At 73.0% G+C, this 23,907-nt stretch carries 16 protein-coding genes and 1 pseudogene; 14 read left to right on the top strand and 3 right to left on the bottom strand.

Features of this window, described 5'->3' with window-relative positions; genetic code table 11:
- Window positions 1–21 precede the first annotated feature (21 nt).
- Window positions 22–3,174, bottom strand: coding sequence for a discoidin domain-containing protein (locus MUY22_RS39080; RefSeq protein ID WP_247052208.1), 3,153 nt, complete (start codon window positions 3,172–3,174; stop codon window positions 22–24).
- A gap of 244 nt (window positions 3,175–3,418) precedes the next feature.
- Between MUY22_RS39080 and MUY22_RS39075 the strand changes: the two genes are divergently transcribed.
- The 5 genes from MUY22_RS39075 to MUY22_RS39055 all read left to right on the top strand — a co-directional run bounded on the left by MUY22_RS39075 (window position 3,419) and on the right by MUY22_RS39055 (window position 8,702).
- Window positions 3,419–4,180, top strand: coding sequence for a sulfite exporter TauE/SafE family protein (locus tag MUY22_RS39075; protein ID WP_247052207.1), 762 nt, complete (start codon window positions 3,419–3,421; stop codon window positions 4,178–4,180).
- A 66-nt stretch (window positions 4,181–4,246) separates the two neighbouring features.
- Window positions 4,247–6,574, top strand: a complete 2,328-nt coding sequence (locus tag MUY22_RS39070) for a xanthine dehydrogenase family protein molybdopterin-binding subunit (RefSeq protein ID WP_247052206.1) — start codon at window positions 4,247–4,249, stop codon at window positions 6,572–6,574.
- A complete protein-coding gene (locus MUY22_RS39065) occupies window positions 6,571–7,041 on the top strand; it encodes a (2Fe-2S)-binding protein (protein WP_247052205.1) in 471 nt (156 codons plus the stop codon). Before MUY22_RS39070 ends, MUY22_RS39065 begins: the two co-directional genes overlap by 4 nt.
- Window positions 7,038–7,853: a xanthine dehydrogenase family protein subunit M gene (locus MUY22_RS39060; RefSeq protein ID WP_247052204.1), complete on the top strand. Its 816-nt coding sequence runs from the start codon at window positions 7,038–7,040 to the stop codon at window positions 7,851–7,853. The genes MUY22_RS39065 and MUY22_RS39060 overlap by 4 nt, the downstream gene beginning before the upstream one ends.
- 117 nt (window positions 7,854–7,970) lie before the next feature.
- Window positions 7,971–8,702 (top strand): flavin reductase family protein, encoded by a 732-nt coding sequence (locus MUY22_RS39055; RefSeq protein WP_247052203.1) that lies wholly within the window; start codon window positions 7,971–7,973, stop codon window positions 8,700–8,702.
- Here MUY22_RS39055 and MUY22_RS39050 read toward each other — a convergent pair.
- Window positions 8,659–9,570 carry a hypothetical protein gene (locus MUY22_RS39050; RefSeq protein ID WP_247052202.1) on the bottom strand — a complete coding sequence of 304 codons (912 nt, stop codon included), beginning with the start codon at window positions 9,568–9,570 and terminating at the stop codon, window positions 8,659–8,661. The two genes, MUY22_RS39055 and MUY22_RS39050, sit on opposite strands and share 44 nt — an antisense overlap.
- Before the next feature lie 264 nt (window positions 9,571–9,834).
- Between MUY22_RS39050 and MUY22_RS39045 the strand changes: the two genes are divergently transcribed.
- From MUY22_RS39045 to MUY22_RS39005, 9 genes and pseudogenes are all read left to right on the top strand, one after another.
- Window positions 9,835–10,758: a ketopantoate reductase family protein gene (locus tag MUY22_RS39045; RefSeq protein WP_247052201.1), complete on the top strand. Its 924-nt coding sequence runs from the start codon at window positions 9,835–9,837 to the stop codon at window positions 10,756–10,758.
- Between the two features lie 183 nt (window positions 10,759–10,941).
- Window positions 10,942–11,784 carry an ESX secretion-associated protein EspG gene (locus MUY22_RS39040; protein WP_247052200.1) on the top strand — a complete coding sequence of 281 codons (843 nt, stop codon included), beginning with the start codon at window positions 10,942–10,944 and terminating at the stop codon, window positions 11,782–11,784.
- A 20-nt stretch (window positions 11,785–11,804) separates the two neighbouring features.
- A complete protein-coding gene (locus tag MUY22_RS39035; RefSeq protein ID WP_247052199.1) occupies window positions 11,805–12,275 on the top strand; it encodes a hypothetical protein in 471 nt (156 codons plus the stop codon).
- Window positions 12,276–12,283: 8 nt separating this feature from the next.
- On the top strand, window positions 12,284–14,362 hold the full coding sequence (locus MUY22_RS39030) for a hypothetical protein (protein WP_247052198.1): 2,079 nt from the start codon (window positions 12,284–12,286) through the stop codon (window positions 14,360–14,362).
- A gap of 4 nt (window positions 14,363–14,366) precedes the next feature.
- Window positions 14,367–14,711 (top strand): type VII secretion target, encoded by a 345-nt coding sequence (locus tag MUY22_RS39025; protein ID WP_247052197.1) that lies wholly within the window; start codon window positions 14,367–14,369, stop codon window positions 14,709–14,711.
- Window positions 14,708–15,277, top strand: a complete 570-nt coding sequence (locus tag MUY22_RS39020) for a YbaB/EbfC family nucleoid-associated protein (RefSeq protein WP_247052196.1) — start codon at window positions 14,708–14,710, stop codon at window positions 15,275–15,277. Before MUY22_RS39025 ends, MUY22_RS39020 begins: the two co-directional genes overlap by 4 nt.
- Before the next feature lie 35 nt (window positions 15,278–15,312).
- On the top strand, window positions 15,313–20,301 hold the full coding sequence (locus MUY22_RS39015; protein ID WP_247052195.1) for an RHS repeat-associated core domain-containing protein: 4,989 nt from the start codon (window positions 15,313–15,315) through the stop codon (window positions 20,299–20,301).
- A 72-nt stretch (window positions 20,302–20,373) separates the two neighbouring features.
- Window positions 20,374–20,916, top strand: a complete 543-nt coding sequence (locus MUY22_RS39010) for a GNAT family N-acetyltransferase (protein ID WP_247052194.1) — start codon at window positions 20,374–20,376, stop codon at window positions 20,914–20,916.
- Window positions 20,913–22,230 (top strand): annotated as a pseudogene (locus MUY22_RS39005) (MFS transporter). Before MUY22_RS39010 ends, MUY22_RS39005 begins: the two are co-directional and overlap by 4 nt.
- On the opposite strand, the gene MUY22_RS39000 reads toward MUY22_RS39005, so the two are convergent.
- On the bottom strand, window positions 22,188–23,408 hold the full coding sequence (locus MUY22_RS39000) for an SGNH/GDSL hydrolase family protein (protein ID WP_247052193.1): 1,221 nt from the start codon (window positions 23,406–23,408) through the stop codon (window positions 22,188–22,190). The pseudogene MUY22_RS39005 and the gene MUY22_RS39000 overlap by 43 nt on opposite strands.
- Between the last annotated feature and the right edge of the window lie 499 nt (window positions 23,409–23,907).

Here is a 23,907-nt window from a genome sequence, read left to right as displayed (position 1 = left end):
CCGGCCACCGTAGGAAATCGATCAGGTCCGGACGGACAACCGCGTGAGGCTCGCGTCGCCGCTTCGCCAGTCGAGCGTGCGTACCGCGAGGTAGCGCACCTGACCGGTGACGGCGACGGTCGTCGTGCGGTTCCGGGCCGGCTTCGCGGCGGTCGTGTAGGTGACGCCGTCGGTGCTGGTTTCGACGGCGCAGGCCGGGACGCGACCGGACGTCCAGGCGAGGTCGGCCGCGGAAACCGGCCGTACCGCACCGAGATCCACGACCAGCCGGCCGTCCGGGCCCGGCCGCCACGCCGTGGCCGGGTCGTCGTCGACCGCCGCGGCGGGGCTCGACATGCCCGGGGGCAGGGGTTCCGCCGGGAACGTGACGGCGCCGAGCGCGAGGTCGCCCAGCGGGTACGGCCGGACCTCCGGGACGAGGACGGGCACGGTCCGGCCCGGGATCAGCAGGACGGGCCGCGGGAGGCCGCCGTCCGGTTCGACCGTGATCATGACCGGGAGGCCGGGTGCCGCCGTGAGGTCGACGCGCCCGGCGTCGCGCACCACCGCCTTCAAGCCCGTCGGGATCGCCCGGCCGAACGTGCCGCGCAGGGTGAACCGCGGCGGTTCGATCCGGCCTTCGGCGGCCGCGAGCGTGAAGGTGACCGCGGTGCCCGCCGCGGTGACGACCTGCTCGCCGCGGTACAGCCCGAGCGCCGAACGGTCCTGCGGGAGGTTCGCCGTCCCGGTCGCCGCGGCGGCGGAAAGGTTGGCCAGCACGAGGAATCCGTCGGTGACGCTCGCGCGGACGGCGGCCGCGGTGGTGCTCGCGCGGGCGCGTCCGGCCAGCTTCGCCAAGCCCGCGGTGCGGGGGTACAGCTCGGCCAGCAGCGGCGCGGCCGGGCCGTCCGAGAGCGTCACGCTGGTGCCGACGACGGTGAGCGGGTTCGGCCCGGACACGACCAGCCCGGCCCGGCCGTCGACGTCGAGCCAGCCGCGGGTGCTGCTCAGCGCGGGCTTCGGGTAGCTCGCCACCGGCGTCCAGGCCGAGCCGTCGGCGGACGTCTCGATCCGGTAGCCGCGTCCGGCGGCGGCTTCCCAGCTCAGGACGACGCGGTCGAACGCCTTCGCCGCGCCGAGGTCGACCGCGAGCCAGCTGTCCGCGCGTGGCCGGTCCGATGTGGACACCGCCCAGCGCGTGGTCGCGTTGCCGTCGATGGCGTATTTCGCCTCTTTGCCCGCGGTGGCCGAAGACGCTGACGCGGTGCCGGCGAGCGCGAGGTCCGGGCCGGTGCCGTCGTGGACCTCGAAGGCGTACAGCGAATAGCCGTACGCCGGATCCGGGCGGACGCCGAGCATCCGGACGAACCGGGCGGTGGCGGGCGCGAAGCTCACGTCGTCGGTCCGGGGGCCGCCGGCCGGCGCGTCCTGGGCTGACACCGTCACCTTGCCCTCGGCCGCGGTGTAGGTGCGGTCGCCGTCGAGCCCGGGAACGCCGGGCATGGCGAGGTTGTAGACGGTGAACGCGCCTTCGCCGCCCCCGAAGCCGGTGCTCGCGTACACCGCGGCGCCGGTCGGCAGGGTGGCGAACGCGGCGTAGCCGGTGTCGAAGCGCAGCACGCCGAACGTGCCGTCGAAGCCGTCCCGGACCCGCGTCCACGTCGTGGCGTGGCGCTCGCGGACAGCGAGGTTCGACGCGGGCAGCAGCATCGGCGTCGCACCGCCGAGCGCGAACAGCCAGTCGTCGTGGTGGGGCTGCCAGGCGAACTTGACGAAGCCCGCTTTGCTGACCGTCGCGGCCCAGGCGGCGGGGGAGCGGTGGGCGAGCAGCCCCGGCCCGGCGCCGAAGTCGGCGACGCCGGCGGCGTGCGCGTCGAACTCCGTCCCGCTCACCGGGACGACCGGGCCGCCGTGCGCGGCGCGCCACTCGTGCAGCAGGTAGCTGATGGCGACCTCGGCCCGCGCCTCCGGCTCGTACTTCGGTTCGCCGGAGAACTTCGTGATCCGGTCGGCGGGCGCGTAGGCCTGGTACGGCTCGAGCCGGGTGGCCAGGTCGGCCTCGGCGCGGGCGGCGTACCGGTCGCCGAGCACCTGCGCGCGGAAGGCCAGCGGGATGACGTCGCGGCCGTAGAGGTGCTCGCGGTCGGCGACCATCGGCATCAGCGGCTCGCCGGCGTCGCTGGTCATCAGCAGCATGGTGCGCCAGAGCAGCTCGCCGTTCGGCTGCGCGGTGAGCACCTCGGGCAGCGGCTTCCCGGCGAGCAGGAAGTGCATCGAGTTGCGGCCGGACGTGCGCCACAGCTCCTCCTGGTAGTGCGGGCCGAAGGAGCCGTGGTTCTCGACGAGGAACGTGTCGTAAAGGTTGGTCGCGGTGTTCGCGTTGATCGGGTGACCGTCGATGAGCCGCGGGTTGGCCAGGTCGGCGGCCGGCAACCCGCCCTCGTTGCGGCTCCACGACCCGAAGGCGTCCCGCCAAGCGGCGGCGCGGGCGTCGCCGGGGGCCCAGGCGAGGGCGGGGGCGAGGGACTGGGCGTAGACGCCCATCTCTTCCAGCTTGGTGTCGCCGACGTGCCCGCCGAGCAGGCCGTCGGGCGTCCAGCCGCCGGACGCCGGGTCGTCCTTGGTGCCCAGCGCCGTGGTGTAGGCGGCCTGTTCGGTGGTGATGCGCTCGACGTTCGCCCGCGTGGCCGCGTCCAGGTCCGTCCACAGCAGACGCGAGGCGAGCAGGAAGTACGACTGGAAGGTGGTGTCGAAGAACAGCCGACGGCCCCACTCGGTCCCGCCGGTGAGCAGGTTCGACGCGGCGAAGTGCTTGATCGTGTCGAGGGTGTGCGTCTTCAGCGTGGCCTGGTCAACCCCGGCGACGGCCGCGTCGTAGCCGTCGCGGGTCAGCAGCAGGGCGTTGCCGAGGACGACGGCGAAGGTGAAGTCCGTGGCCGGGTAGATCCCGGCCGTCTTGTCGAACTGGGCCTCGGCCCAGCGCGTGTGCCGGAGCAGGACCCGCAGGTAGGTCGCCGCCACGGCGTCCGGCGGGCCGCTCTTCGGTGCCCCGCCCGCCGGGCCCGCCTCGGCGACACCCGGCAGCAGCCCGGAGGCCAGCATCGCCGCCGCACTGCCCGCACCCAGCAGGCCGAGGGCCCGTCGCCGGTTCAGCTCGCCCATGGTCCGGCCTCCGCTCTCTGACAACCTTGTCATCGCGGCGATTCTGGGACGACCCGGCCGTCGCGGCAACCCCGGCGGCGGATCTCGTCCGGTTTCGGACAAGGCCTGGGTAATTCGTATAACGGCCTATACCCGCGCCGCCCGGTCGCAGGTGACCAGGGAAAGCCGTGAATGCCCCATCGAGGGACCAAGTGTCCGTGAAGGGGGCATTCACGGACGTGAACGGTGGGAGCAAGCTCACCGCCGGGCGCGGGCCGGGGCGTGTTGAGATGACAACGTGATCACGGACCCCGGGGTGCTGCTCCTGCTCGTTCTCGCCGGGGTCGGTGCCGGGCTGACCGGGGCCACCGCCGGGCTGGCGTCGCTCGTGTCCTACCCCGCGCTGCTCGCCGCCGGGCTGCCGCCCGTCGTCGCGAACGTGACCAACACCGTGGCCATGCTCGGGACCACCGCCGGTGGGGCCGCCGGGGCGCGGCCCGAGCTCGCCGGGCAGCGCGAGCGGATCCTCCCGCTCTGCGTCATCACCACGATCGGCGGCGCGGTCGGCGGCGTCGTGCTGCTGGTGACGCCGGCCGACGCCTTCACCGTGATCGTGCCGTGGCTGATCGGCGGGGCGTCGGTGGTGCTCATGGTGGGACCGCGGTTGCGCCGGCTGGCCGAAGGCGCCGAGCACCACGGCCTCAGGCCGGTGACCGGCGCGTTCGCCTTCGTCATCGGCATCTACGGCGGCTACTTCGGCGCCGCCGCGGGCGTGCTCATGCTCGCGCTGCTGGTGTCGGTGTGGAGCCAGCCGCTGGCCCGGACCAACGCGGCGAAGAACCTGGTCACCGGGTCGGCGAACCTGCTCGCCGCGCTCGTGTTCGCGGTGACCGGCAAGGTCGACTGGACGGCGGCGCTCGCCGTCTGCCTCGGCTCCCTCGGCGGGGCGTGGCTCGGCGCGACTATCGTGCGGCACCTGCCCGCGACGCCGTTGCGGATCGGGATCGGCGTCGCCGGGCTCGCGCTGGCGGTCGTCCTCGGCTGGCAGGCCTTCGGTTAGATCCATGCTGCCGCCGGGCCGCCGGAGAGGGCATGATCGGGCGGGTATCGGCGAGCAGGAGACCAGATGAGCATTGTCGGGACCAGGGTGGTCCGCCAAGAAGATCAGAACCTGATCACCGCGGGCGGGACCTACGTCGACGATCTGCGGGAGGAAGCGCTTTCCGGCGCCGCACACGCGGTGTTCGTGCGCAGTCCCATCGCGCACGCGCGGATCGGCGGCATCGATGTCAGCGAGGCGCTCGCGGCGCCCGGGGTGCTCGGCGTGTTCACCGCCGCCGACCTCGGGCTCGCGCCGCACGACGCCGGGCCGGTGAAGGAGCCGTGGCTGGCCGACGGAATCGTCCGTTATGTCGGCGAACCCGTCGCGCTCGTCCTCACCGAGGAGCGCTACCAGCTGGCCGACGCGGCCGAGCTGGTCGACATCGACTACGACCCGCTCGGCGCCGTCGCGACCATCGACGCCGCGCTGGCCGGGGAAACGCTGCTGCACCCGGAAACGGGCAGCAACGTCATGCAGGTCCACGGCGCCGAGGAGTTCGACGACGCGCTCTTCGACGGCTGCGACGCGGTCGTCACGCAGACGATCGTCAACCAGCGTGTCGCCCCGGCGCCGCTCGAGGTCCGCGGCGCGTCGTGCGTGTGGGGCGAGGACGGCAGGCTCACCGCGTGGCTGTCCACGCAGAACGCCCAGATCGCGCGGTCGCAGCTGGCCGGCGGCCTCGGCGTCGGCGAGGAGGCGGTGCGCGTCATCGCCCCGGACGTCGGCGGCGGCTTCGGCGCGAAGATCGGCGCGGACCCCGAGGCGACCGTCCTCGGCTGGGCCGCCAAGCGGATCGGCCGCGCGGTGCGCTGGATCGAGACGCGCAGCGAGAACCTCACGTCGATGACGCACGGGCGCGCCCAGCAGAACACCGTCACCATCGGCGGGAAGCGCGACGGCACGGTGCTCGCGTACCGCCTCGACGTCGTCCAGGACGCCGGCGCCTACCCGCGGACGCTGTTCCTGCCGACGCTCACCGAGCTGATGGCCGTCGGCGTCTACCGGTTCCCCGCGGTCGAGACGCGCAGCCGCGGCGTCGTCACCAACACCACCCCGATCGCCGCCTACCGCGGCGCGGGCCGCCCGGAGGCGACGGCCGCGCTCGAGCGCGCGATGGACGTCTTCGCCGCCGAGATCGGGCTGGACCCGGCCGAGGTCCGCCGGGTCAACTTCATCCGGCCCGAGGAGTTCCCGTACCAGACGCCGACCGGCGCGTCCTACGACTCGGGCGAGTACGCGACGGCGCTGGACAAGGTGCTCGAAGCGGGCGGCTACGCCGGGCTCCGCGCCGAGCAGCAGCGACGGCGGGACGCCGGTGACCCGATCGAGCTGGGCCTCGGGATCGCCGCGTACGTCGAGATCACCGGCGGTGACGCGGGCGGCGAGAGCGGCCGCGTCGACATCCACCCGGACGGCTCGGTCGTCGCCTGGACCGGCAGCTCGCCGCACGGGCAGGGCCTCGGCACGTCGCTGGCGATGCTGCTGTCGGACCGCCTGGGCGTGCCGCTGGAGAAGATCACGGTCCGCCACGGCGACACCGACGAGGTGCCCAAGGCGATCGGCACCTTCGGCTCCCGCTCGCTGCAGCTCGGCGGGTCGGCCATCCGGCAGGCGGCTGACGAGGTGATCGCCGAGGCCCGCGAACTGGCGGCCGACCTGCTGGAAGCGTCGGCCGACGACCTGGAGCTGGACGTCGAGCGCGGCGTCTGGCAGGTCCGCGGCGCGCCGTCGAGCGCGGTGCTCAGCTGGGCGCAGGTCGCCGAAACCGCCGGGGACGGCAAGCTCACCGCGGACGTCTGGTTCGGCGGCGGCAAGCCGACGTTCCCGTTCGGCGCGCACCTCGCCGTCGTCGAGGTCGACACCGAGACCGGCAAGGTCGTGCTGCGGCGGATCATCGCCGTCGACGACGCCGGCCCGATCGTCAACCCGCTGACCTTCCGCGGCCAGCGCCACGGCGGGCTCGGCCAGGGCGCCGCGCAGGCGCTCATGGAGGTCGTCACCTACGACGAGGACGCCAACCCGACCACCGCGACGCTGGCGGACTACTCGTTCATCACGGCCGTCGAGCTGCCGGACTTCGAGCTCGTCGACATGGCCACCCCGACCGACCGGAACCTGCTGGGCGTCAAGGGGATCGGCGAGGCGGCGACGATCGGCTCGACGCCGGCGGTGCACAACGCCGTGGTCGACGCGCTGGCCACGCGCGGCGTCCGGCACCTGGACATGCCCACGACCCCGATCCGGGTCTGGGCTGCACTCGAAGACGCGGCGTTTCGGGGGTTCCGGGTGGCGGAGCCCCCGGCCCGGGGCGAAGCCACGGTTGTCACAGCGCGCAAGGAGAACGAACGGTGAAGGTCTCGATCGAGGTCAACGGACGGCCGGTGGCCGAGGAGGTGCCGGACCGGACGCTGCTGGTGCACTTCCTGCGCGACACGGCCGGGTTCACCGGCACGAACATCGGCTGCGACACGACGTCGTGCGGCGCCTGCACGGTGCTGCTGGACGGCGAGTCGGTCAAGTCGTGCACGGTGCTGGCCGCGCAGGCCGACGGCCACGTCGTCACCACCGTCGAAGGGCTGTCCGGTGCCGGCGGTGAGCTGCACCCGGTGCAGCGGGCGTTCCGGGAGCAGCACGGCCTGCAGTGCGGGTTCTGCACCCCGGGGATGATCATGGCGTCGGTGTCGCTGCTCGCGGACAACCCGAAGCCGACGCGCGACGAGGTGCGCGTCGGGCTGGAAGGGAACCTGTGCCGCTGCACGGGTTACCACAACATCGTCAGCTCCGTGATGGACGCTTCGGGGCAGGAGGTGGACCGGTGATCCCCGCCGAGTTCCGCTACGAGCGCGTGTCCACAGTGGACGAAGCGCTGGCCCGGCTGGCCGAGCACGGCGACGACGCCAAGGTCCTGGCCGGCGGGCATTCCCTGCTGCCGCTGATGAAGCTGCGGCTGGCCGCGCCGGAGTACCTGGTGGACATCGGGCCGGTCGACGAGCTGCGCTACGTCCGGCTGGACGGCGACGACGTCGTCATCGGCGCCCTCACCCGCTACAGCGACCTGGAGCAGGATCCGGTGCTGCGGGAGCACGCACCGCTGCTGGCGCACGCGTCGGGGGAGGTGGGCGACCGCCAGGTCCGCCACCGCGGCACCCTCGGCGGTTCCCTGGTGCACGCCGACTCCGCGGCCGACCTCCCGGCGGCGATCCTGGCGTCGGACGCCGTGCTGGTCGCGCGCGGCCCGGCGGGCGAGCGCCGCATCCCGGCGTCGGAGTTCTTCCTCGGCCCGTTCACGACGCCGCTGGAGCCGGACGAGCTGCTGACGGAGATCCGGCTGCCGAGCCAGACCGGCCTCGGCTGGGGCTTCGAGAAGTTCACCCGCCGCGCGCTCGACTGGGCGATGGTCGGCGTGGCCGTGGTCGGCGGCCAGGTGGGCCTGGTCAACATGGCCGGCGTCCCGCTGCGCGCGTCGGCGACCGAAGCGGCGTTGGCGTCCGGCGCGTCCATCGAGGACGCGGCGGCCCTGGCGGCCGAGGACACGAACCCGCCGGACGAGCCCCACGCGACGGCGGAGTACCGCCGTCACCTCGCGCGCGTCCTCACCCGCCGCGCCCTCACCCAGGCCGCCGGTTCCTGAAGCGCGTGAGGGGCACCCTCAGAGCTTATAAGTCCCTCAGGGTGCCCCTCACGGCTTTGATCGCGACGGCCGATTCCCGCCAGCGAGAAGGGTGGCCGGGGCGGGACGATGGACGGCGTGAAGACGGAAACCCTTGCGCATTCGGCCATCGAGCCCGGGATCCTCTACTTCGGCACCCCCGTGGTGCTGATTTCGAGCGCCAATGAGGACGGTTCGGCCAACCTCGCCCCGATGTCGTCGGCGTTCTGGCTCGGCTGGCGCGCGATGCTCGGGCTCAGCGCGCGCTCGCACACCACCCACAACCTGCTGCGCACCCGCGAATGCGTGCTCAACCTGCCCTCCGACGCGCTCGCGGCGCACGTCGACCGGCTCGCCATGACCACCGGCTCGGACCCCGTGCCGCCCGGGAAGCAGCAGCGCGGCTACTTCCACCTCGCGGAGAAGTTCGAGCGGGCCGGGCTGACGCCGGTGGCGTCGGAGACCGTGGCGCCGCCGCGCGTCGCCGAATGCCCGGTGGCGATGGAGGCGGTCGTCGAGGCCGTGCACCCGGTCGCGGACGCCGACGAGCGGCAGCGCGGCGGGATCGTCGCGATCGAGGTGCGCGTGCAGCGCGTGTTCGTGCACGACGACATCCGCCTGCCCGGCAGCGACGACCGCATCGACCCGGACGCCTGGCGGCCGCTCATCATGAGCTTCCAGAAGCTCTACGGCCTCGGCCCGCAGGTCCACCCGTCGACGCTGGCCCGGATCCCGGAACGGCTCTACCGGGGCCCCGACATCGACCGCGCCCGTGGCGTCACCGGCGTCACGTCGCGCTCAGCTGCTTCAGCAGGGGAGCGAGCGTCGTGATCCCCGCGGTCACGGCGGCGCGGCCCTTCGCCGAGCCGACCGGCGGCTGCTGGGTCAGCAGCACGACGACGTAGCGGTCGTTGACGACACCCGTGGTGTTCAGGACCAGGGCGGTGCGCAGGATCATCCAGCCCTGCTTGACCTGCCACGACGTCCCCGGCAGCCCGTCCGGGATGCCGAAGTACTGGTCCCAGCCGTCGTCGGCGGGGTTGCGGGCGTCACCGAGCGCGGTGAGCAGCGGCTGCGCGACGTCGTCGGGCACGGTGTCCTCGAGGAACTCGTAGGTCGCGACGACGTCGGCGGCGCTCGTCTTCGCCATGCCCCACTGGGTCGGGTCGGCCGGCGGGGTCGTGTGCGTGAGGCCGATCAGGCCCGCGGTGCGGGTGACGATCTCGTTGCCGCCGTTGCGTTCCCAGAGTTCCGACGCGATCGCGTCGTCGCTGCCGGCGAGCATGTCGGTCAGGTCGTCGACCGTATCGGCGTCGGGGAGCGCCCAGCCGCCGTCGGTGCCGCGCACCTCGTCGATGGCGATCAGCAGCTTCACCACCGAAGCCGTGTAGTACGGCGTGTCGCGGTTCAGCGAGGCCAGTTCCTTTCCGGACTCCCGGTCGAAGAGGACGAACCCGACATCGGTTCCGCGCGAGGCGGCGGCGACGGCGTCCGCGACCCCGCCGGCGACGCCGGAGAGGTCGGGGTAGGGGACCGCGGTGGTGCTCGGAGCCGGTGGCCCGACCTCGGTGTCCTGCGGCGGATCCGGGGCCGTCGTGGTGCTCTGCGCGGCGGGCGTGACCGCCTGCCCGCAGGCCGCCACGAGCAGGGTCGCGGCGAGCGCGGCGGCGAGGCCCAGGTCCCGGATCGGTCTTCCCATGCCTGGTCAACGCCTCGCGGTGCCCGTTCGGCAGCCGATTCCACCTGTCCGTTCGCTGTGTCTTGCTGTGCGGACGCTGTGGTCGCGGCGCCGGCGGGTTGCGTGGTGACAGCGGGTCACGGTCGCGGAATCCGGGCTCGGCCGGGTTCGTGACTGCGGTTTACGGTGACCGGCTGGGCCGCTGCGACGCTGTGGCGAGTCCCACCGCCGGCCACCCAGCGGGACGGCGGCGGATCGGGACCCGCCCGGCGTAGCGTCGTGGTCGTGGACGACGTGCGGATCCTGGTGGTGGGTGCCGGTGCGACCGGCGGGTACTTCGGCGGCCGGCTGCTGCAGGCGGGGCGGGACGTGACGTTCCTCGTCCGGCCCGGGCGGGCGAAGCTGCTGCGGCAGCGCGGGCTGCGGATCGTCGGGCTCGGCGAAGAGACCGTGCTCGACCCGCCGCTGGTGGAAACCGGGGCCCTGGACGAAACCTACGACCTCGTGCTGCTCGCGGTGAAGGCCACCGCGCTGACGAGCGCCATCGACGATTTCGCGCCCGCGGTCGGCCCGGGAACGCTGATTCTGCCGTTCCTCAACGGGATGGCGCACATCGACGCCCTCGCCGCGCGCTTCGGTGACGCGGCGGTTCTGGGCGGTGTCGCGAAAGTCGTCACCACGGTGGACGACGACGGCGACATCCGGCGGCTCGGGCCGCTGCAGAACCTGACCTACGGCGCGCGCGTCGAACCCGTCCCGCCGCGATTGTCCGACGTGGACGCGGCGCTGACCGGCGCGGGCTTCCCGGCGGCCCGCGACGACGCGATCACCGGGGCCATGTGGGCGAAGTGGGTGTTCATCGCGTCGATCGGCGGGGTGAACAGCCTGATGCGCGGCACGACCGGCGACGTCGTCGCGGTGCCCGGCGGCGCGGCGTTCGCCGAGGCCGTCGTGGCGGAGGCCGCGGCCGTCGCCGAAGCCGCCGGATATCCCGTGCCCGCCGCGGATCTGGAGGCGACACGCCGAACGGTGACCGACCCCGGAACGGGTGGTTCTTCGCTGTATCGCGACCTTCTCGGCGGTCACTCGGTCGAGGGAGACCAGATCTTCGGCGACCTCACCACGCGTGCCCGTGAGCTGGGCGTTTCCGTGCCCCTGCTGGATCTCATCACTCTGCAGCTCCGCGTGCACAACCACCGCATCGGGTGATACGGCCACTGTGGGCCCCTTGCCCGCCCAGGACAGGGATCGTGGTCTTTCGGGCATCCGGGTGGCGGTGCCGAACCCCGATCATGCGGCACTGCTACTCTTCGTAAGGGAACTTGCTTGAAGGTTTGACGTCTTGGATGTCCGGCGTTTGCGGTTGACTTGAGTGGAATCAGGCGAGGGGAAATGGCGGACAGATTCGAGTTCGTCCTCGAGGTCGTCGAAGCCCTGGTTGTCGGGCAGGCGACCGGTGGCGATGTCCGGCGGTACCCACTGCGGGCCGGGTACCTCCCGGCCGATCCGGTGCGGTTCGTCCACGTCGCCCGGCAGGTCTACGACGCGCTCGAGGAGCGGCGTCTTTCGGTGTCGGGTGAGCTGCACCCGGGTGTGCGCACGGCTTTCGAGCTGCTGGCCAGCCCGCGCGTGTCGGTCGCGGTGAGCGGGATCGACGGCCTCGGCGCCGACGTCGCCGTCCTCGTGGTCACCGACGGCGCGCAGGCGCTCGGCATCACCCAGGCCCCGGACACCGACGAGCTGCTGTTCTCGCTCTTCGCGGACGAGGACCTGGTCGAGGTCGTCACCGGCGTGCTGCCCCCGGCGCCCGCCGCGACGACCGGCAGGCACGTCGTGCACCGCGCCGCCGGCCGCGAGGTCTCGGCGATGACGGCCAAGCGGCGCGCCGACGCGGAGTTCGACGAAGAAGAGACCGACGCCTTCGGCATGATCGAGGTCAAGGCCGTGGTGCGGCCGGGCCGCCGCCCACCGGCCCGGCCGACGTCCGACGTCGCCGTGCTGGAGCGCGTGCTCGCCGAACCGCGCCTCGGTGGCGGTCACATCGCCGTCACCGCGCAGAGCCGCCGCGGCGAGCGGCTCGCGGGCGACCCGCTGAGCTGGCTCGACACCGCCGACGGCCGCTACCTCGTGCGCACCAAGAGCGGCGACGCCGGCGAGCTGACGGCCGAGTACGTGCCCGCGGGCCGCGCCGAGCTGGCCCGCGCCATCCGCGACGCGATCGCTGCGGTCTACTGACCCGGGAAGGAACCCTCCTGATGACCGACGAAGTGACGGCGGCGACCACCGACGCGCTGCAAGCGACCCAGCAGTTCCAGGCCGCGGAGACCCCGCAGCTGCAGGCGATGTCCGCGATCCGCGTCGGCCTCGCCGGCGCCCAGCTGAAGCGGCTCGCCGAGAGCGGCAGCTTCGCGGTCGACGACACCACCGGCAACCGGCTGATCGAGTCGCTCGAAGGCGTGCTCGAGTCGCTTGAAGCACGCTGGTCGGCGCTGCAGCGCCTGCACGACAAGCCGGCGCTCAGCCGGACCGCGGTCGGCCTGTGGGTCTCCGGCCACATGGTGAACACCGCGGCCGACGACCACGGCCTGGTCACCCAGCTGCAGGCCGCGCGGCAGGAGTTCCCGACCTACATCGAAGCGATCAAGCTGGCGAAGCAGAACTACAAGACGCGGGAAGAGGAGACACGGGCCACGCTCGTCGCACTCCCGTCCGCCGACCAGAGCTGAGGGAGACCGTGGCACCCACCGCCGAGTCCGTGTCGGACCCGTCGTCCCCGGACTACAACCGGCGCAGCCCGCTGTACGACCCGACGGCGGACTCGTCGTCGAAGTACTACGTCGGGCCGCTGAAGACCGACGACACGCCCTCGGGCGACGAGATCCGCGAGATGGCCACCCAGCAGATCGACGACGAGATCCGGGCCGGCTGGCTCGGCCCGGCCGTCGACCCGGTGCTGCGCGACCAGAAGATCCAGGAGCTGTACCAGCAGCACCTGGACAACTCGAAGAACGGGCTCGACGAGGGCCTGTCCATGCGCGAGACCGGCGAGCCACCGCACATGCTGTGGAGCAACGCCAGCCACGAGCAGATGAACGACGCCATCACGCTGGACGCCAACCCGGCGACCGTCGCGGAGACGTCGGAGGAGTGGGTGCAGGTCGGCAACGACCTCGGCACCCACCAGAAGAACCTGGCCGACTCGATCACCGCGAGCACGAGCAACTGGCAGGGCGACGCGGGTGACGCCGTCCGCGAGCACCTCGCCGGCGTCGGCAAGTGGCTGGGCGCGACCGCGCAGGGCGCGACGCTCGCCGGCCGCCAGCAGGAGATCCACTCCCAGGCGCTCAACGAGACGCAGCGGCAGATGGGCGCGAACCCGCCGGTGCAGTTCGACCTGCAGGCCACCAACCAGAAGCTGCAGTCGATGACCGACCCGGTGCAGTACGCGTCGGCGGCCGGCGAGGCGATCCAGACCTACCGGGCGCAGCAGGTCGCGCGCGAGCACGCGGCGCAGATCATGACCCAGTACGACCAGACCATCGCCGGCGCGATCGCGACGCCGAAGTTCCCGGCTCCGCCGAAGCTGCCGACCGCGACGGCGAGCGCGCGCACCATGGGCACCCGCCAGTCGGCCGACGGGACGTCGCAGGGCCTGATGGGCCGCACGCTCCCCAACGGGCAGCTGGACCCGAACGGCAGCACCGACCCGTCGCTGGCGCGCCTGCCGGCCGCTTCGGCCAACGGCGCGCCCGCCATCGACCCGGCCACCGGCTTCCCGATCGACCCGGCCACCGGCCTGCCCATCGACCCGGCCACCGGCCGGCCCGTCGGCGGCGGAGCGGGCGGCAGCGGCGGGTACGGCGGCGCGGGCATCCCGGGCGGCGGCTCCGGCTCGGGGGGTTCCGGCTTCTCCGGCAGCGGCATCCCGGGCGACGGCACCGGCGGTTCGGGCTTCTCCGGCAGCGGTATCCCGGGCAGCGGCGCGGGCGGGTCGGGCGGCGGTGGCGGGAGCTTCACCCCGCCGAACTTCGACATGCCGGAGACCCCCGGCGGCGGCAGCTTCAGCGGCGCGGGCATCCCCGGCTCCTCGATCCCCGGCGGCGGCGACTCGACGTCGTCGTCCGGCTTCACCCCCTCGGGCATCGGCGGTGGCGGCGGCACCGGCGGCGGCAGCGGGTACACCCCGCCGTCGTTCTCCGTGCCCGACATCCCGGGCGGCGGCAGCGGTGGCATCCGCGGCGGCGGCCTGGGCGGCGGCTTCACCCCGCCCGGCATCGACCCGATCACCGGCCTGCCCACGGGCGGCGGGCTCGGCGGCAACGGCATCCCGGGCGGCGGCTCCGGCGGCAGCGGCGGGCTCGGCAAGATGCCGACCATCGGCCGCGGCGGCGGGATCAACGGCGAGAGCATCGCGAGCCGCCTCGGTGGCCTTGGTGGCATCGGCGGCGGCTCCGGCGCCGGGGGCGGGTCCCTCGGCGGGATCGGCGGCTCGGGCACCGGCGGTGCCGGGGCCGGCGGCGCGGGCCTGCGCGGCACCGGGGCGGGCAACCTCAGCGGCGGCGCCGCGTCGGGTGCGGCCGCCGAGGCCGAGGCGATGGCGGCGCGCAACGCGGCGGCCGGAGGCAAGGCCGGGGCGCCGGGCTCCCCGGGCATGGGCGGCATGGGCGCCGGTGCCAAGGGCGGCAAGAAGGAAGACGACAAGGAACACAAGTCGGCCGACTACGTCGAGAACGACGACCCGAACTTCTTCGACGGCGAGCAGGTCGTGGCGCCGCCGGTGATCGGTGACTGGAAGAACCAGGATTGGAAGTGAGCACATGACGGCGGGTGGCTTCGAGGTCGAACCGGACGACCTGGTCGCGCACGCGAGTCACGTCGACGGCCTGGTGGACCGGCTGAACACGGCGGTCTCCGCGTCCGACTCGGCGATGTCGGACCACGCGTACGGGCTGCTGTGCGCGTTCCTGCCGCCGATCATCCGTCCCACGGGTGAGCAGGCGCAGGACACGCTGAAGGCGTCGGTGGAGGGCGTGCAGGGCCTTTCGGACAACGTCCGGACGGCCGCGCAGTCCTACCGCGACGGTGAAGAGGGCAACAAGCAGCCGTTCGAGCGTCAGCTCACGGCCGCGCCGCGACAGGCTGAAGCGAGGGTGAACTCATGACGAGCCCGAACGGCTCGAACGGGCTCGGGGACCTGATGCGGGACCCCGACGAGACGATCCGCCGGATGGACGACTGGGCGGCCGGGTTCGCGGCCAAGGCCGAGCGCTACCAGGCGGCCCAGGCGGAGACCGAGCGGCTGCGGCTGACCGCCACGAGCGGCGACGGCGCGGTCAGCGTCACCGTCGGCGCGGACGGCACCGTCACCGACCTGACGTTCTCGAACAAGGTCAAGTCGTTCCCCCTCGAAGAGCTGTCGCGGGCGATCCTCACCACGATGCGCCGCGCGCAGTCCGGCATCGCCGAGCGCGTGGCCGGCGTGATGGCCGAGAACCTCGGCGACGAGGACCGCGACACCCGCACACTCATGCTCGACTCGCTCCGCGGCCGGTTCCCCGACCCGGACGAGCCCGACGACCCGGCCGCGCCGCCGGCTCCGGCCCCGCCGCCCGTGCCGCCCGCCCCGGCGGCCGGCGGCACCGGCACCCTGCCGGGCCCGCAGGCCGCGCCGCCGCCGGGCCGCCGGCCGGGCGCCGACCCGGACGAGCAGGACAACAACCCGTGGTGAACTGATTCGCCCCTGGACACGAGGAAGGTCACTCAGTGGCGAACCCGCTGGTCGCGGAAACGAAGGACTCGACCAAGGCCTATTCGGGGGTGTCGCTGCTGGAGTCGGCGGCCGACCTGAAGTCCGCGATCGAGTCGGGCGACTGGGCTTCGGTCGCGATGGGCGCGGTCGGGACCGCGCTGGACGCGTTGTCGATGGCGATGGACCCGTTCGGGGCGGTCCTCGCCGCGGGCGTCGGCTGGCTGATGGAGCACGTCGGGCCGCTCAAGGAAGCACTCAACGGCTTGACCGGCAACGCCGATGAGATCGCGGCGCAGTCGGAGACGTGGAAGAACATCGCGACCGAGCTGGGCAGTATCGGTGAGGACTTGACCGGGATGGTCAAGGCCGACACCGCGTCGTGGACCGGACCTGCTGGTGACAGCTACCGCCAGCGTGCCGATGACACTGTGACGTTGCTGAACACGGCGCAGAAGGGCTGTGAAGGCGCTTCCAGCGGTGTGAAGACCGCCGGTGAAGTGGTCGCCGCGGTCCGGGCGTTGGTGCGGGACATCATCGCGGAGCTGATCGGGCACCTGATCAGCTGGGCGCTGCAGGTGGTGTTCACCCTGGGTATCGGGCTGACCTGGGTCGTCCCGCAGGTGATCGGTGCGGTCGCGAAGACGGCGTCGAAGATCGCGAACCTGGTGAAGCGGCTGGTGACGGCGTTGAAGGCGCTGGTTCCGTTGCTGAAGCGGGCCGGGGATCTGTTCTCGGATGCGGCGAAGGCGTTGCGGAAGATCAAGCCGGGTAAGGCTTCTCCGCCGCCGAACAAGATCGACATCAAGGGCAACCCCAAGGACCTGGGCGGACCCAAGGGCAAGGGTGGGCCGGACGCGCCGCCGGCGAAGACGGATCCGCCGCCGAAGGGCGACGGCGACGGCACCCACTCCTCGGGTGCGGACGCGCCGCCGGCCAAGACCGATCCGCCGCCCGCGTCCAAGGGCCCGGACAACACCCCGAAGAGCCCGGACCCCACGCCCGACGGCCCGACGGGTTCGCGCGGGCTGGACGGCCCCGGCTCGGGCGGCAAGGGCGGCGGCAAGGGCACCGACAGCCCGCCGCCGCTGAAGGACGAGAAGCCCAACCCCCGGCCGCCGGACAAGCTGCGCTGCGAGAACGACCCGATCGACGTCTCCACCGGCCAGATGGTGATGAGCGAGGTCGACGCGGAGTTCCTGGGCGTGCTGCCGCTGCTGGTCGAGCGGGCGCACTTCTCGGCCCGCCGGGCCGGGCGCTGGTTCGGCGCGAGCTGGGTGTCCACAGTGGACCAGCGGCTCGCCGTCGACGACACCGGGCTCACCTTCGCCGCCGCCGACGGCACGATCCAGAAGTACCCGCACCCGACGGTCGGCACGTGGACCACCGCCACCGAGGGACCCGAGCGGCGGCTGACCCGCGCCGACGACGGCGGCTACCTGCTGGAGGACTACGGGCAGGAGCTCGTGCTCTACTTCGCGCCGGGTGCGGCGGAACTGCCCCTGCGGTCGGTCACCGACCGGGGCGGGAACCGGATCGAGTTCGTCCACGACGAGCACGGCGTGCCCGCGGAGATCCGGCACAGCGGCGGGCACACCGTCCGGCTGGAGACCGCCGACGGCCGGGTCACGGCGCTGCACGCCGTCGCCGCGGACGGCACCGAAGTCGAGCTGATGCGCTACGCCTACACCGACGGCCGGCTGACGGCGGTGACCAACGCCTCCGGGCGGGCGTTCCAGTACACCTACGACGGGGCCGGGCGGATCACCTCCTGGACCGACCGCAACGGCGAGTGGTACCGCTACACCTACGACCAGCACGGACGCTGCGTCCGCACCGAAGGGGCCGGCGGGTTCTTCACCGGCACGATGGAGTACGACACCGCGAACCGCGTCACCTACTCGACGGACTCGCTGGGGCACCGCACCGCGTTCCACCTGAACGACGCCGGCCAGGTGGTCAAGGAGGTCGACCCCCTCGGCGGCACGATCGTCAACGAGTGGGACGCCCGCGACCGCCTGTTGCGCCAGACCGATGCGCTGGGCCGCACCACCGCCTACACCTACGACGACGCCGGCAACCTCGCCACCATCACCCGGCCGGACGGCGCCGAGACGGGCTTCGAGCGCAACCGGTTCGGCCTGCCGCTGACGATGTCCGAAGCCCCCGGGGTGATCACGCGCTGGGAGTACGACGAGCGCGGCAACGTCACCGCGGTGACCGACCCGACCGGCGCCGTCCGCCGCTACGCCTACGACGACCGGGGCAACACCGCCGCCGTCACCGACGCGCTGGGCAACACCCTGCGCGTCGAGACGGACTCCAGCGGCCTGCCCGTCGCGACCACGGACCCGCTCGGCGGCGTGACGCGCTACGAGCGTGACCTCTTCGGCCGCGTCAGCGCCATCACCGACCCGCTCGGCGGCGTCGAGCGCTTCGGGTACACCGTCGACGGCCGGCTCGCCTGGCACCGGCACGCGACCGGCGCCGTCGAGCGCTGGGTCTTCGACGGCGAGGGCAACAACCTCGTGCACACCGACGCGGCCGGGGCGGTCACCCGCGGCGAGTCCACGCACTTCGACCTGCCCGCGGCCGAGATCCGCCCGGACGGCACCCGGATGGAGTTCGCCTACGACACGCGGCTGCGGCTCACCGCCGTCACCAACGAGCAGGGGCTCGTCTGGCGCTACGAGTACGACGCGGCCGGGAACCTGGTGCGGGAGACGGACTTCACCGGGTCCACAGTGGACTACCGCTACGACGCCGCCGGCCAGCTGGCCGCCCGGACGCACGCGGGGGAGACGACGACCTTCCGCTACGACCTCGTGGGCAACCTCGTCGAGCACACCTGCGGCCCGGTCACCACGCGGTACACCTACAGCACCCTCGGGCACCTGCTGGAGGCCGACGACGGCCGCGGCCGGGTGACCTACCAGCGCGACCCCGCCGGCCGGATCACCGCCGAGACCGTCGGCGGCCGCACCGTGGAATCGGCCTACGACGCGCAGGGCCGCCGGGTCCGGCGCCGGACCCCCTCCGGCGCGGAGAGCGTCTGGGAGTACACCGCGCTCGACCGGCCGCTCGCCGTGCACACGCCCGGCCGGACACTGCGCTTCGACCACGACGCCGCCGGCCGCGAGGTCCGGCGCGCGCTCGACTCGGGCGCGGCGATCGGCCAGACGTGGACGCCGGACGGGCGGCTGCAGTCCCAGACGATCACCGGCGCGGCGGGGCAGCTCGGCCAGCAGCGCACCTACGCCTACCGGCCCGACGGCGCGCTGACCGGCGTCCAGGACCGGCTCACCGGCCCGCGCGGCTTCACCCTCGACCAGCGCGCCCGCGTCGTCGGCGTGCAGGCGCCGCGCTGGTCCGAGCGCTACGCCTACGACGTCGCGGGCAACGTCACCGACGCGGTGTGGCCGACCACGGCCGACCAGGACGCGCTCGGCCCGCGGTCGTTCACCGGCTCGGTGGTCCAGTCGGCCGGGCGGACCCGCTTCACCCACGACGAGCGGGGCCGGCTCGTGCTCCGGGAGAGCGCCGCCGGGACCTGGCAGTACACCTGGGGCCCGCAGGACCGGCTCGCCGGGGTGCGCACCCCGGACGGCGTCCGGTGGCGCTACGCCTACGACGCGCTCGGCAGGCGGACCGCCAAGGAACGGCTCGAGGCGGACGGCACCACGGTGGCCGAACGCGTCGAGTTCACCTGGGACGACCAGGTGCTCGTCGAGCAGTCCCACTCGGACGCCGCCGGCACCCGGGTCACCGTGTGGGACTACGAACCGGGCACCCACCAGCCGCTCATCCAGCGGGACCGGCTGCTGCGCTCGCCGCAGGAGCTCGCCGGCGAGCAGTTCCACCTGGTCGTGGCCGATCCGTCGGGCGCGCCCACCGAGCTCGTCGACGACAGCGGCGCCGTCGCCTGGTTCGCGCGGCTGAGCCTGTGGGGCAAGACCGTCGAGGAGACCCGCACGGCGGCGGGCACGCCGTTGCGGTTCGCCGGGCAGTACGCCGACGCCGAGAGCGGGCTGCACTACAACTTCTTCCGCTACTACGACCCGGCCACCGGGCGGTACGCCAGCCCCGACCCGGTCGGCATCGGCGCCGGGCCCAACCCGCACGCCTACGTCGGGAACCCGCACGCCTGGGTCGACCCGCTCGGCCTCGCCCCGCAGAGCTGCACGGGCAACGGCGGCACCAGCACGCAGGGCGCGAGCGGCTCGGGGTCCGGCGGGAAGCCGAACCTGAAGATCAACACGAACGTGCCGGGCAACGTCGTCACCGAGCACTCCCCGGGCGGCCGGCTCTACCAGCAGATGTCGCCGGCCGGGAAGTACGGCGAGAAGAACGCCGGCGGCAAAGGGCAGAAGTACGACCGGCGGACCGCGGCCGGGTACGAGAACCCCAAGCACGAGCACGGCAAGATGCTCCCGCTGTGGCAGGATGCGGCGTTGTCGCCGGTCCCCGCCGGGAAGAAGCCGGACAAGAAGTGGCTGATGGACCCGAACCGGCGCTTCGACACGAAGCAGCCCGGCGAGACGTACAACGGCACGTCCGGGAACGAGATCAAGGGGCACAAGAACGGCGTCCTCGGGCACGACGAGGCCGCGGGCTCGAACTGGAACCGGGAGGGGATGGGGCGGACCCGCAAGGAGAACCTGGAGCACAACCGCGAGACCAGCACCTACCACGGCATCGAATCCAAGGAGCGGTCCAACGCGAGCGGGGCCAGCGAGGACCGCTACAAGAGCCCGCACCCCAGTGACAACGCGAACCGCGCCTACTGGGACCGCAACGACCCCGGGTTCGCGAAGCAGGGCGGTCCGTGGCACTCCTGGGAAGAGGTCAAGCCGGCTCCCGGTGGCCCGCAGGCCGGGCCGTCCGGTCCGCCCGTGGCGGGCCCGTCCGGCTCGAAACCGGTGCACTCGCCGCTGGACTCCCCGGACGGCGCCCCGCCCGGCAAGCGGCCGCGCCGGGATGATTCCGACGTCGACATGGACGACTGACGGCGGTACCGCCCGGCGGCCAGCCGGGCGGTGTTGCTCGACAGTGGGCGCCCGGGGGTCGACACTGGGCCGATGACCGGCCTGATCACCGGAAGCCGTGTCCGGCTGCGGCCCGCCGCAGTCACGGACGCCGCCCGGTTCGAGGAGATCCTGTCGCATCCCGATGTCGCCCGCTGGTGGGCCGACGCCGAGGAGCCGGTGGCCGCCCAGGTGTCCTATCTGCTGGACCCCGACGAGGGCACCACGACCTACGCGATCGAACACGACGACGTCGTCGTGGGTATCGAACTCGCCTTCGAGGAGGCCGATCCGCAGTACCGGCACGCCGGGATCGACATCGCCGTGCACCCGGACTTCCAGGGCCACGGCCTCGGCTCGGACGCCATCCGGGCGCTGGCCGAGCACCTGTTCACGGTGCGCGGCCACCACCGGGTCGTGATCGACCCGGCCGCGGACAACGAGTCCGCGATCAAGCTCTACCAGGCACTCGGCTTCCGGCCGGTCGGCACGATGCGCTCCTACGAGCGCGGGCCGGACGGCAGCTGGCACGACGGCCTGCTGATGGACCTGCTCGCCGAGGACCTGGTGCCGGTCGCCGCGATGGCCGGCTCGTGAGCACGCAGGCGGTGCCCGCCGCGCCCGGGCAGCTGCGGCGGGTCGCCGTGGCCAGCGCCATCGGGACCACGATCGAGTGGTACGACTACTTCATCTACAGCACCGCGACCGCGCTGGTCTTCGGCAAGCTCTTCTTCACGACGCTCTCGCCGGCGTCCGGCACGCTGGCCGCGTTCGCGACGCTCGGGGTGGGCTTCCTGGCCCGCCCGGTCGGCGGGATCCTGTGGGGTCACTTCGGCGACCGCGTCGGCCGCAAGGCGATGCTCGTGCTGTCGCTGGTCCTGATGGGCGTGGCGACCGTCGGCGTCGGCCTGCTCCCGACCTACAGCGCGATCGGCGTGTGGGCCCCGATCCTGCTCCTCGTGCTGCGGCTGCTGCAGGGCCTGAGCGCGGGCGGCGAATGGGGCGGCGCGGCGCTGATGGCCGTCGAGCACGCGCCGGAGGGCCGGCGGGGCCGCTACGGCGCGTTCTCGCAGATCGGCGTCCCGGCCGGGCTGATCCTCGCGCAGCTGGTGTTCTTCGTCCTCGGCAAATCGCTGACCGACGCGCAGTTCGCGGCGTGGGGCTGGCGGGTGCCGTTCCTGCTGAGCATCGTGCTCGTCGGCGTCGGCCTGGTGATCCGGCTGCGGATCGAGGAAAGCCCGGTGTTCGCTCAGCTACGGGACTCGGCGGCACGCAGCCGGCGGCCGATGGTCGACGTCTTTCGCGAACGGCCGCGAGCGCTGCTGGTGGCGTCGGGGAGTTTCATCGCCAACACCGCGATCGGCTACATCTTCCTCGCGTACCTGTTGTCCTACGGCACTTCCGTGCTGAAGATCGACCGCACCACGTTGCTGGTGGTGGTGATCGCCGGCAGCGTCACGTGGCTGGTGAGCATCCTGGTGACGGCGGCGTGGTCGGACCGCGTCGGCCGCAAACCGGTGTACCTCTGGGGTTCGGTGCTGCTCGTGGTGTGGCCGATCCCGTTCTTCCTGCTGGTCGACACCCGCCAGACGGTGTGGCTGATCGTCGCCGTGGTGGTGCTGAACATCGGCCTCGGCGCGACGTACGGCCCGCAGTCGGCGTTGTTCGCGGAGTTGTTCGAACCGCGCTTCCGCTACAGCGGCGCGTCGTTCTCGTACGCCGTGGGCGCGGTACTGGGCGGCGGTTTCGCCCCGTTGATCGCGACGGCACTGCAGACCGCGACGGGGACGTCGTTGTCGGTGTCGCTCTACCTGGTGGGAGTGGCGGTGCTGAGCTTGATCGCGGTGGCCTTCATCCCGCGTGAGTGATCACAGCCGGTCGAGGCGGACCGCGGCGGCCATTCGCTCGTAGCCGGCGTCGCCGGGGTGGAGGTGGTCGCCGGAGTCGTAGGCGGGCAGCATCCGGAGCGGGTCGGCCGGGTCGCGGACCGCCGCGTCGAAGTCGACCACGGCGTCGAAGACGTTGCTGGTGCGGATGAACCGGTTCACCGCCGTGCGGGTGGCTTCCAGGGTCTCGTCGTAGACGCCCCAGCCCTTGAACGGCGTGAGCGTGCCGCCGAGGACCCGGATGCCGCGGGCGTGGGCCTGCGCGACCAGCTGGCGGTAGGCCGAGGTGATCGCGTCCGGGTCGGTCTGGTGCGGGTCCTGCTGGATGTCGTTGATGCCTTCCAGCACGATCAGCGTCCGCACGCCGCCGACGCCGAGCACGTCGCGGTCGAACCGGGAGAGCGCGTTCTGGCCCGCGCCGCTGCCCGGGACGTCGAGCAGCAGCCGGTTGGCGCTGATACCGGCGTTCTGCACGCCGAACCGGCCGTGCAGCCGGTCGGCCAGGTAGTCCGGCCAGCGGTGGTTGGCCCCGGTGGTGGAGCCGACGCCGTCGGTGATCGAGTCGCCGAGCGTCACCACAGTGGCTTCGGCGCCACCCTGGACGTCGACGCCGGACACGTAGTGCCACACGGACGTCTGCTCGGTGTAGGGCGCGCCCGACTCGCTGGCGGTGAAGTCGCCGGCGCGGGTGAAGTACGACGTCTGCGCCGCGGCCGGGTGGTAGGTCACCGGCCCGGACTTCGTCGGCACGTAGGTCGTCACGAGCAGGTTGGCGTCCGCCGGGACCCGCAGGCCGACCGGGTCGCTCAGCACCTCGGCACCGTTCGGGACGACGACACTGGGCGCGCCGCCGAACGTCAGCGACCGCAGCGTGCCGGGGACGGCGTCGGCCCCGGTCGCCTCGACCGCGACGGTGACGTGCCCGAAGGTGACGGCGCTGGTGCCGAAGGCGTTCGAGAGGTGGATCCGGGCCCGCCCGCCGCCGACGCTGGTGTGCACGACGTTGCGGATCGAGTAACCGGGGTAGCCGTCCGGGGTGTTCGGCACGCCGGACGCGGGAGCCGCGGCCCAGGTGCCGGCCCAGCCGCCGACGGACTGTTGAGCGAGGGCCGGGACAGCGCTTTCCGGGTTCGCACCACCGGACGTCGTGAGGATGGCCAACCCCGCCAAGACGGCCGTGCCCACGGCCAGAAAGCGTCGCATGCCCCACACGGTCGCGCCTGTCACTCGAACCAGCGACCGCTGATCAGGTGAGCGGACCGGACAAGATCCCGGACAGTAACGGCAAGTTGCTGTTTCGCCGGCAGTTTCCCTAGGGTTCCCCCTGGGCGGACCCGCCCGGGATTCTGGGGATGCCGGGCGGGCCCGCGCGAGGTGGCCGTTGCCGCGACGGCCGCTCGCCGGAGTGCCCCGGTCCCGATCCGAAGCGGAGGCTGGCCCGGATCGTTGCGTCGGGGCAACCCCGGAGGGCGTGTGCGAGAACGCCCTCACCCCCAAGCACGGCCGCCACCCTGACCCGGTTCACCCAGACCACTGGCTTTTTGCCCGCAAGCGCCAACCCACCGCCCGCGGGTGGCCAACCCGCCCGCCGGAGTGGCCAACACGTCGTTCGCGACGGCTAACTCGCCGCCCGGAGCGGCCAACACGCTCGCCAGAGTGGCCAACACACTGCCCGGAATGGCCAACACACTGCCCGGAATGG

Origin of the sequence: Amycolatopsis sp. WQ 127309, assembly GCF_023023025.1 — a bacterium.
Taxonomy (GTDB): domain Bacteria; phylum Actinomycetota; class Actinomycetes; order Mycobacteriales; family Pseudonocardiaceae; genus Amycolatopsis.
The sequence above is the reverse complement of the archived record's forward strand: the minus strand, read 5'-3'. Positions and strand labels throughout refer to the sequence as shown.

Excerpts from the sequence above, each read along its gene's own strand:
- MUY22_RS39070 (WP_247052206.1), top strand. The coding sequence starts at position 4,247 with ATGAGCATTGTCGGGACCAGGGTGGTCCGCCAAGAAGATCAGAACCTG.
- MUY22_RS39025 (WP_247052197.1), top strand. The coding sequence starts at position 14,367 with ATGACGGCGGGTGGCTTCGAGGTCGAACCGGACGACCTGGTCGCGCAC.
- MUY22_RS39010 (WP_247052194.1), top strand. The coding sequence starts at position 20,374 with ATGACCGGCCTGATCACCGGAAGCCGTGTCCGGCTGCGGCCCGCCGCA.
- MUY22_RS39035 (WP_247052199.1), top strand. The coding sequence starts at position 11,805 with ATGACCGACGAAGTGACGGCGGCGACCACCGACGCGCTGCAAGCGACC.
- MUY22_RS39080 (WP_247052208.1), bottom strand. The coding sequence starts at position 3,174 with ATGACAAGGTTGTCAGAGAGCGGAGGCCGGACCATGGGCGAGCTGAAC.
- MUY22_RS39020 (WP_247052196.1), top strand. The coding sequence starts at position 14,708 with ATGACGAGCCCGAACGGCTCGAACGGGCTCGGGGACCTGATGCGGGAC.
- MUY22_RS39000 (WP_247052193.1), bottom strand. The coding sequence starts at position 23,408 with ATGCGACGCTTTCTGGCCGTGGGCACGGCCGTCTTGGCGGGGTTGGCC.
- MUY22_RS39050 (WP_247052202.1), bottom strand. The coding sequence starts at position 9,570 with ATGGGAAGACCGATCCGGGACCTGGGCCTCGCCGCCGCGCTCGCCGCG.
- MUY22_RS39040 (WP_247052200.1), top strand. The coding sequence starts at position 10,942 with ATGGCGGACAGATTCGAGTTCGTCCTCGAGGTCGTCGAAGCCCTGGTT.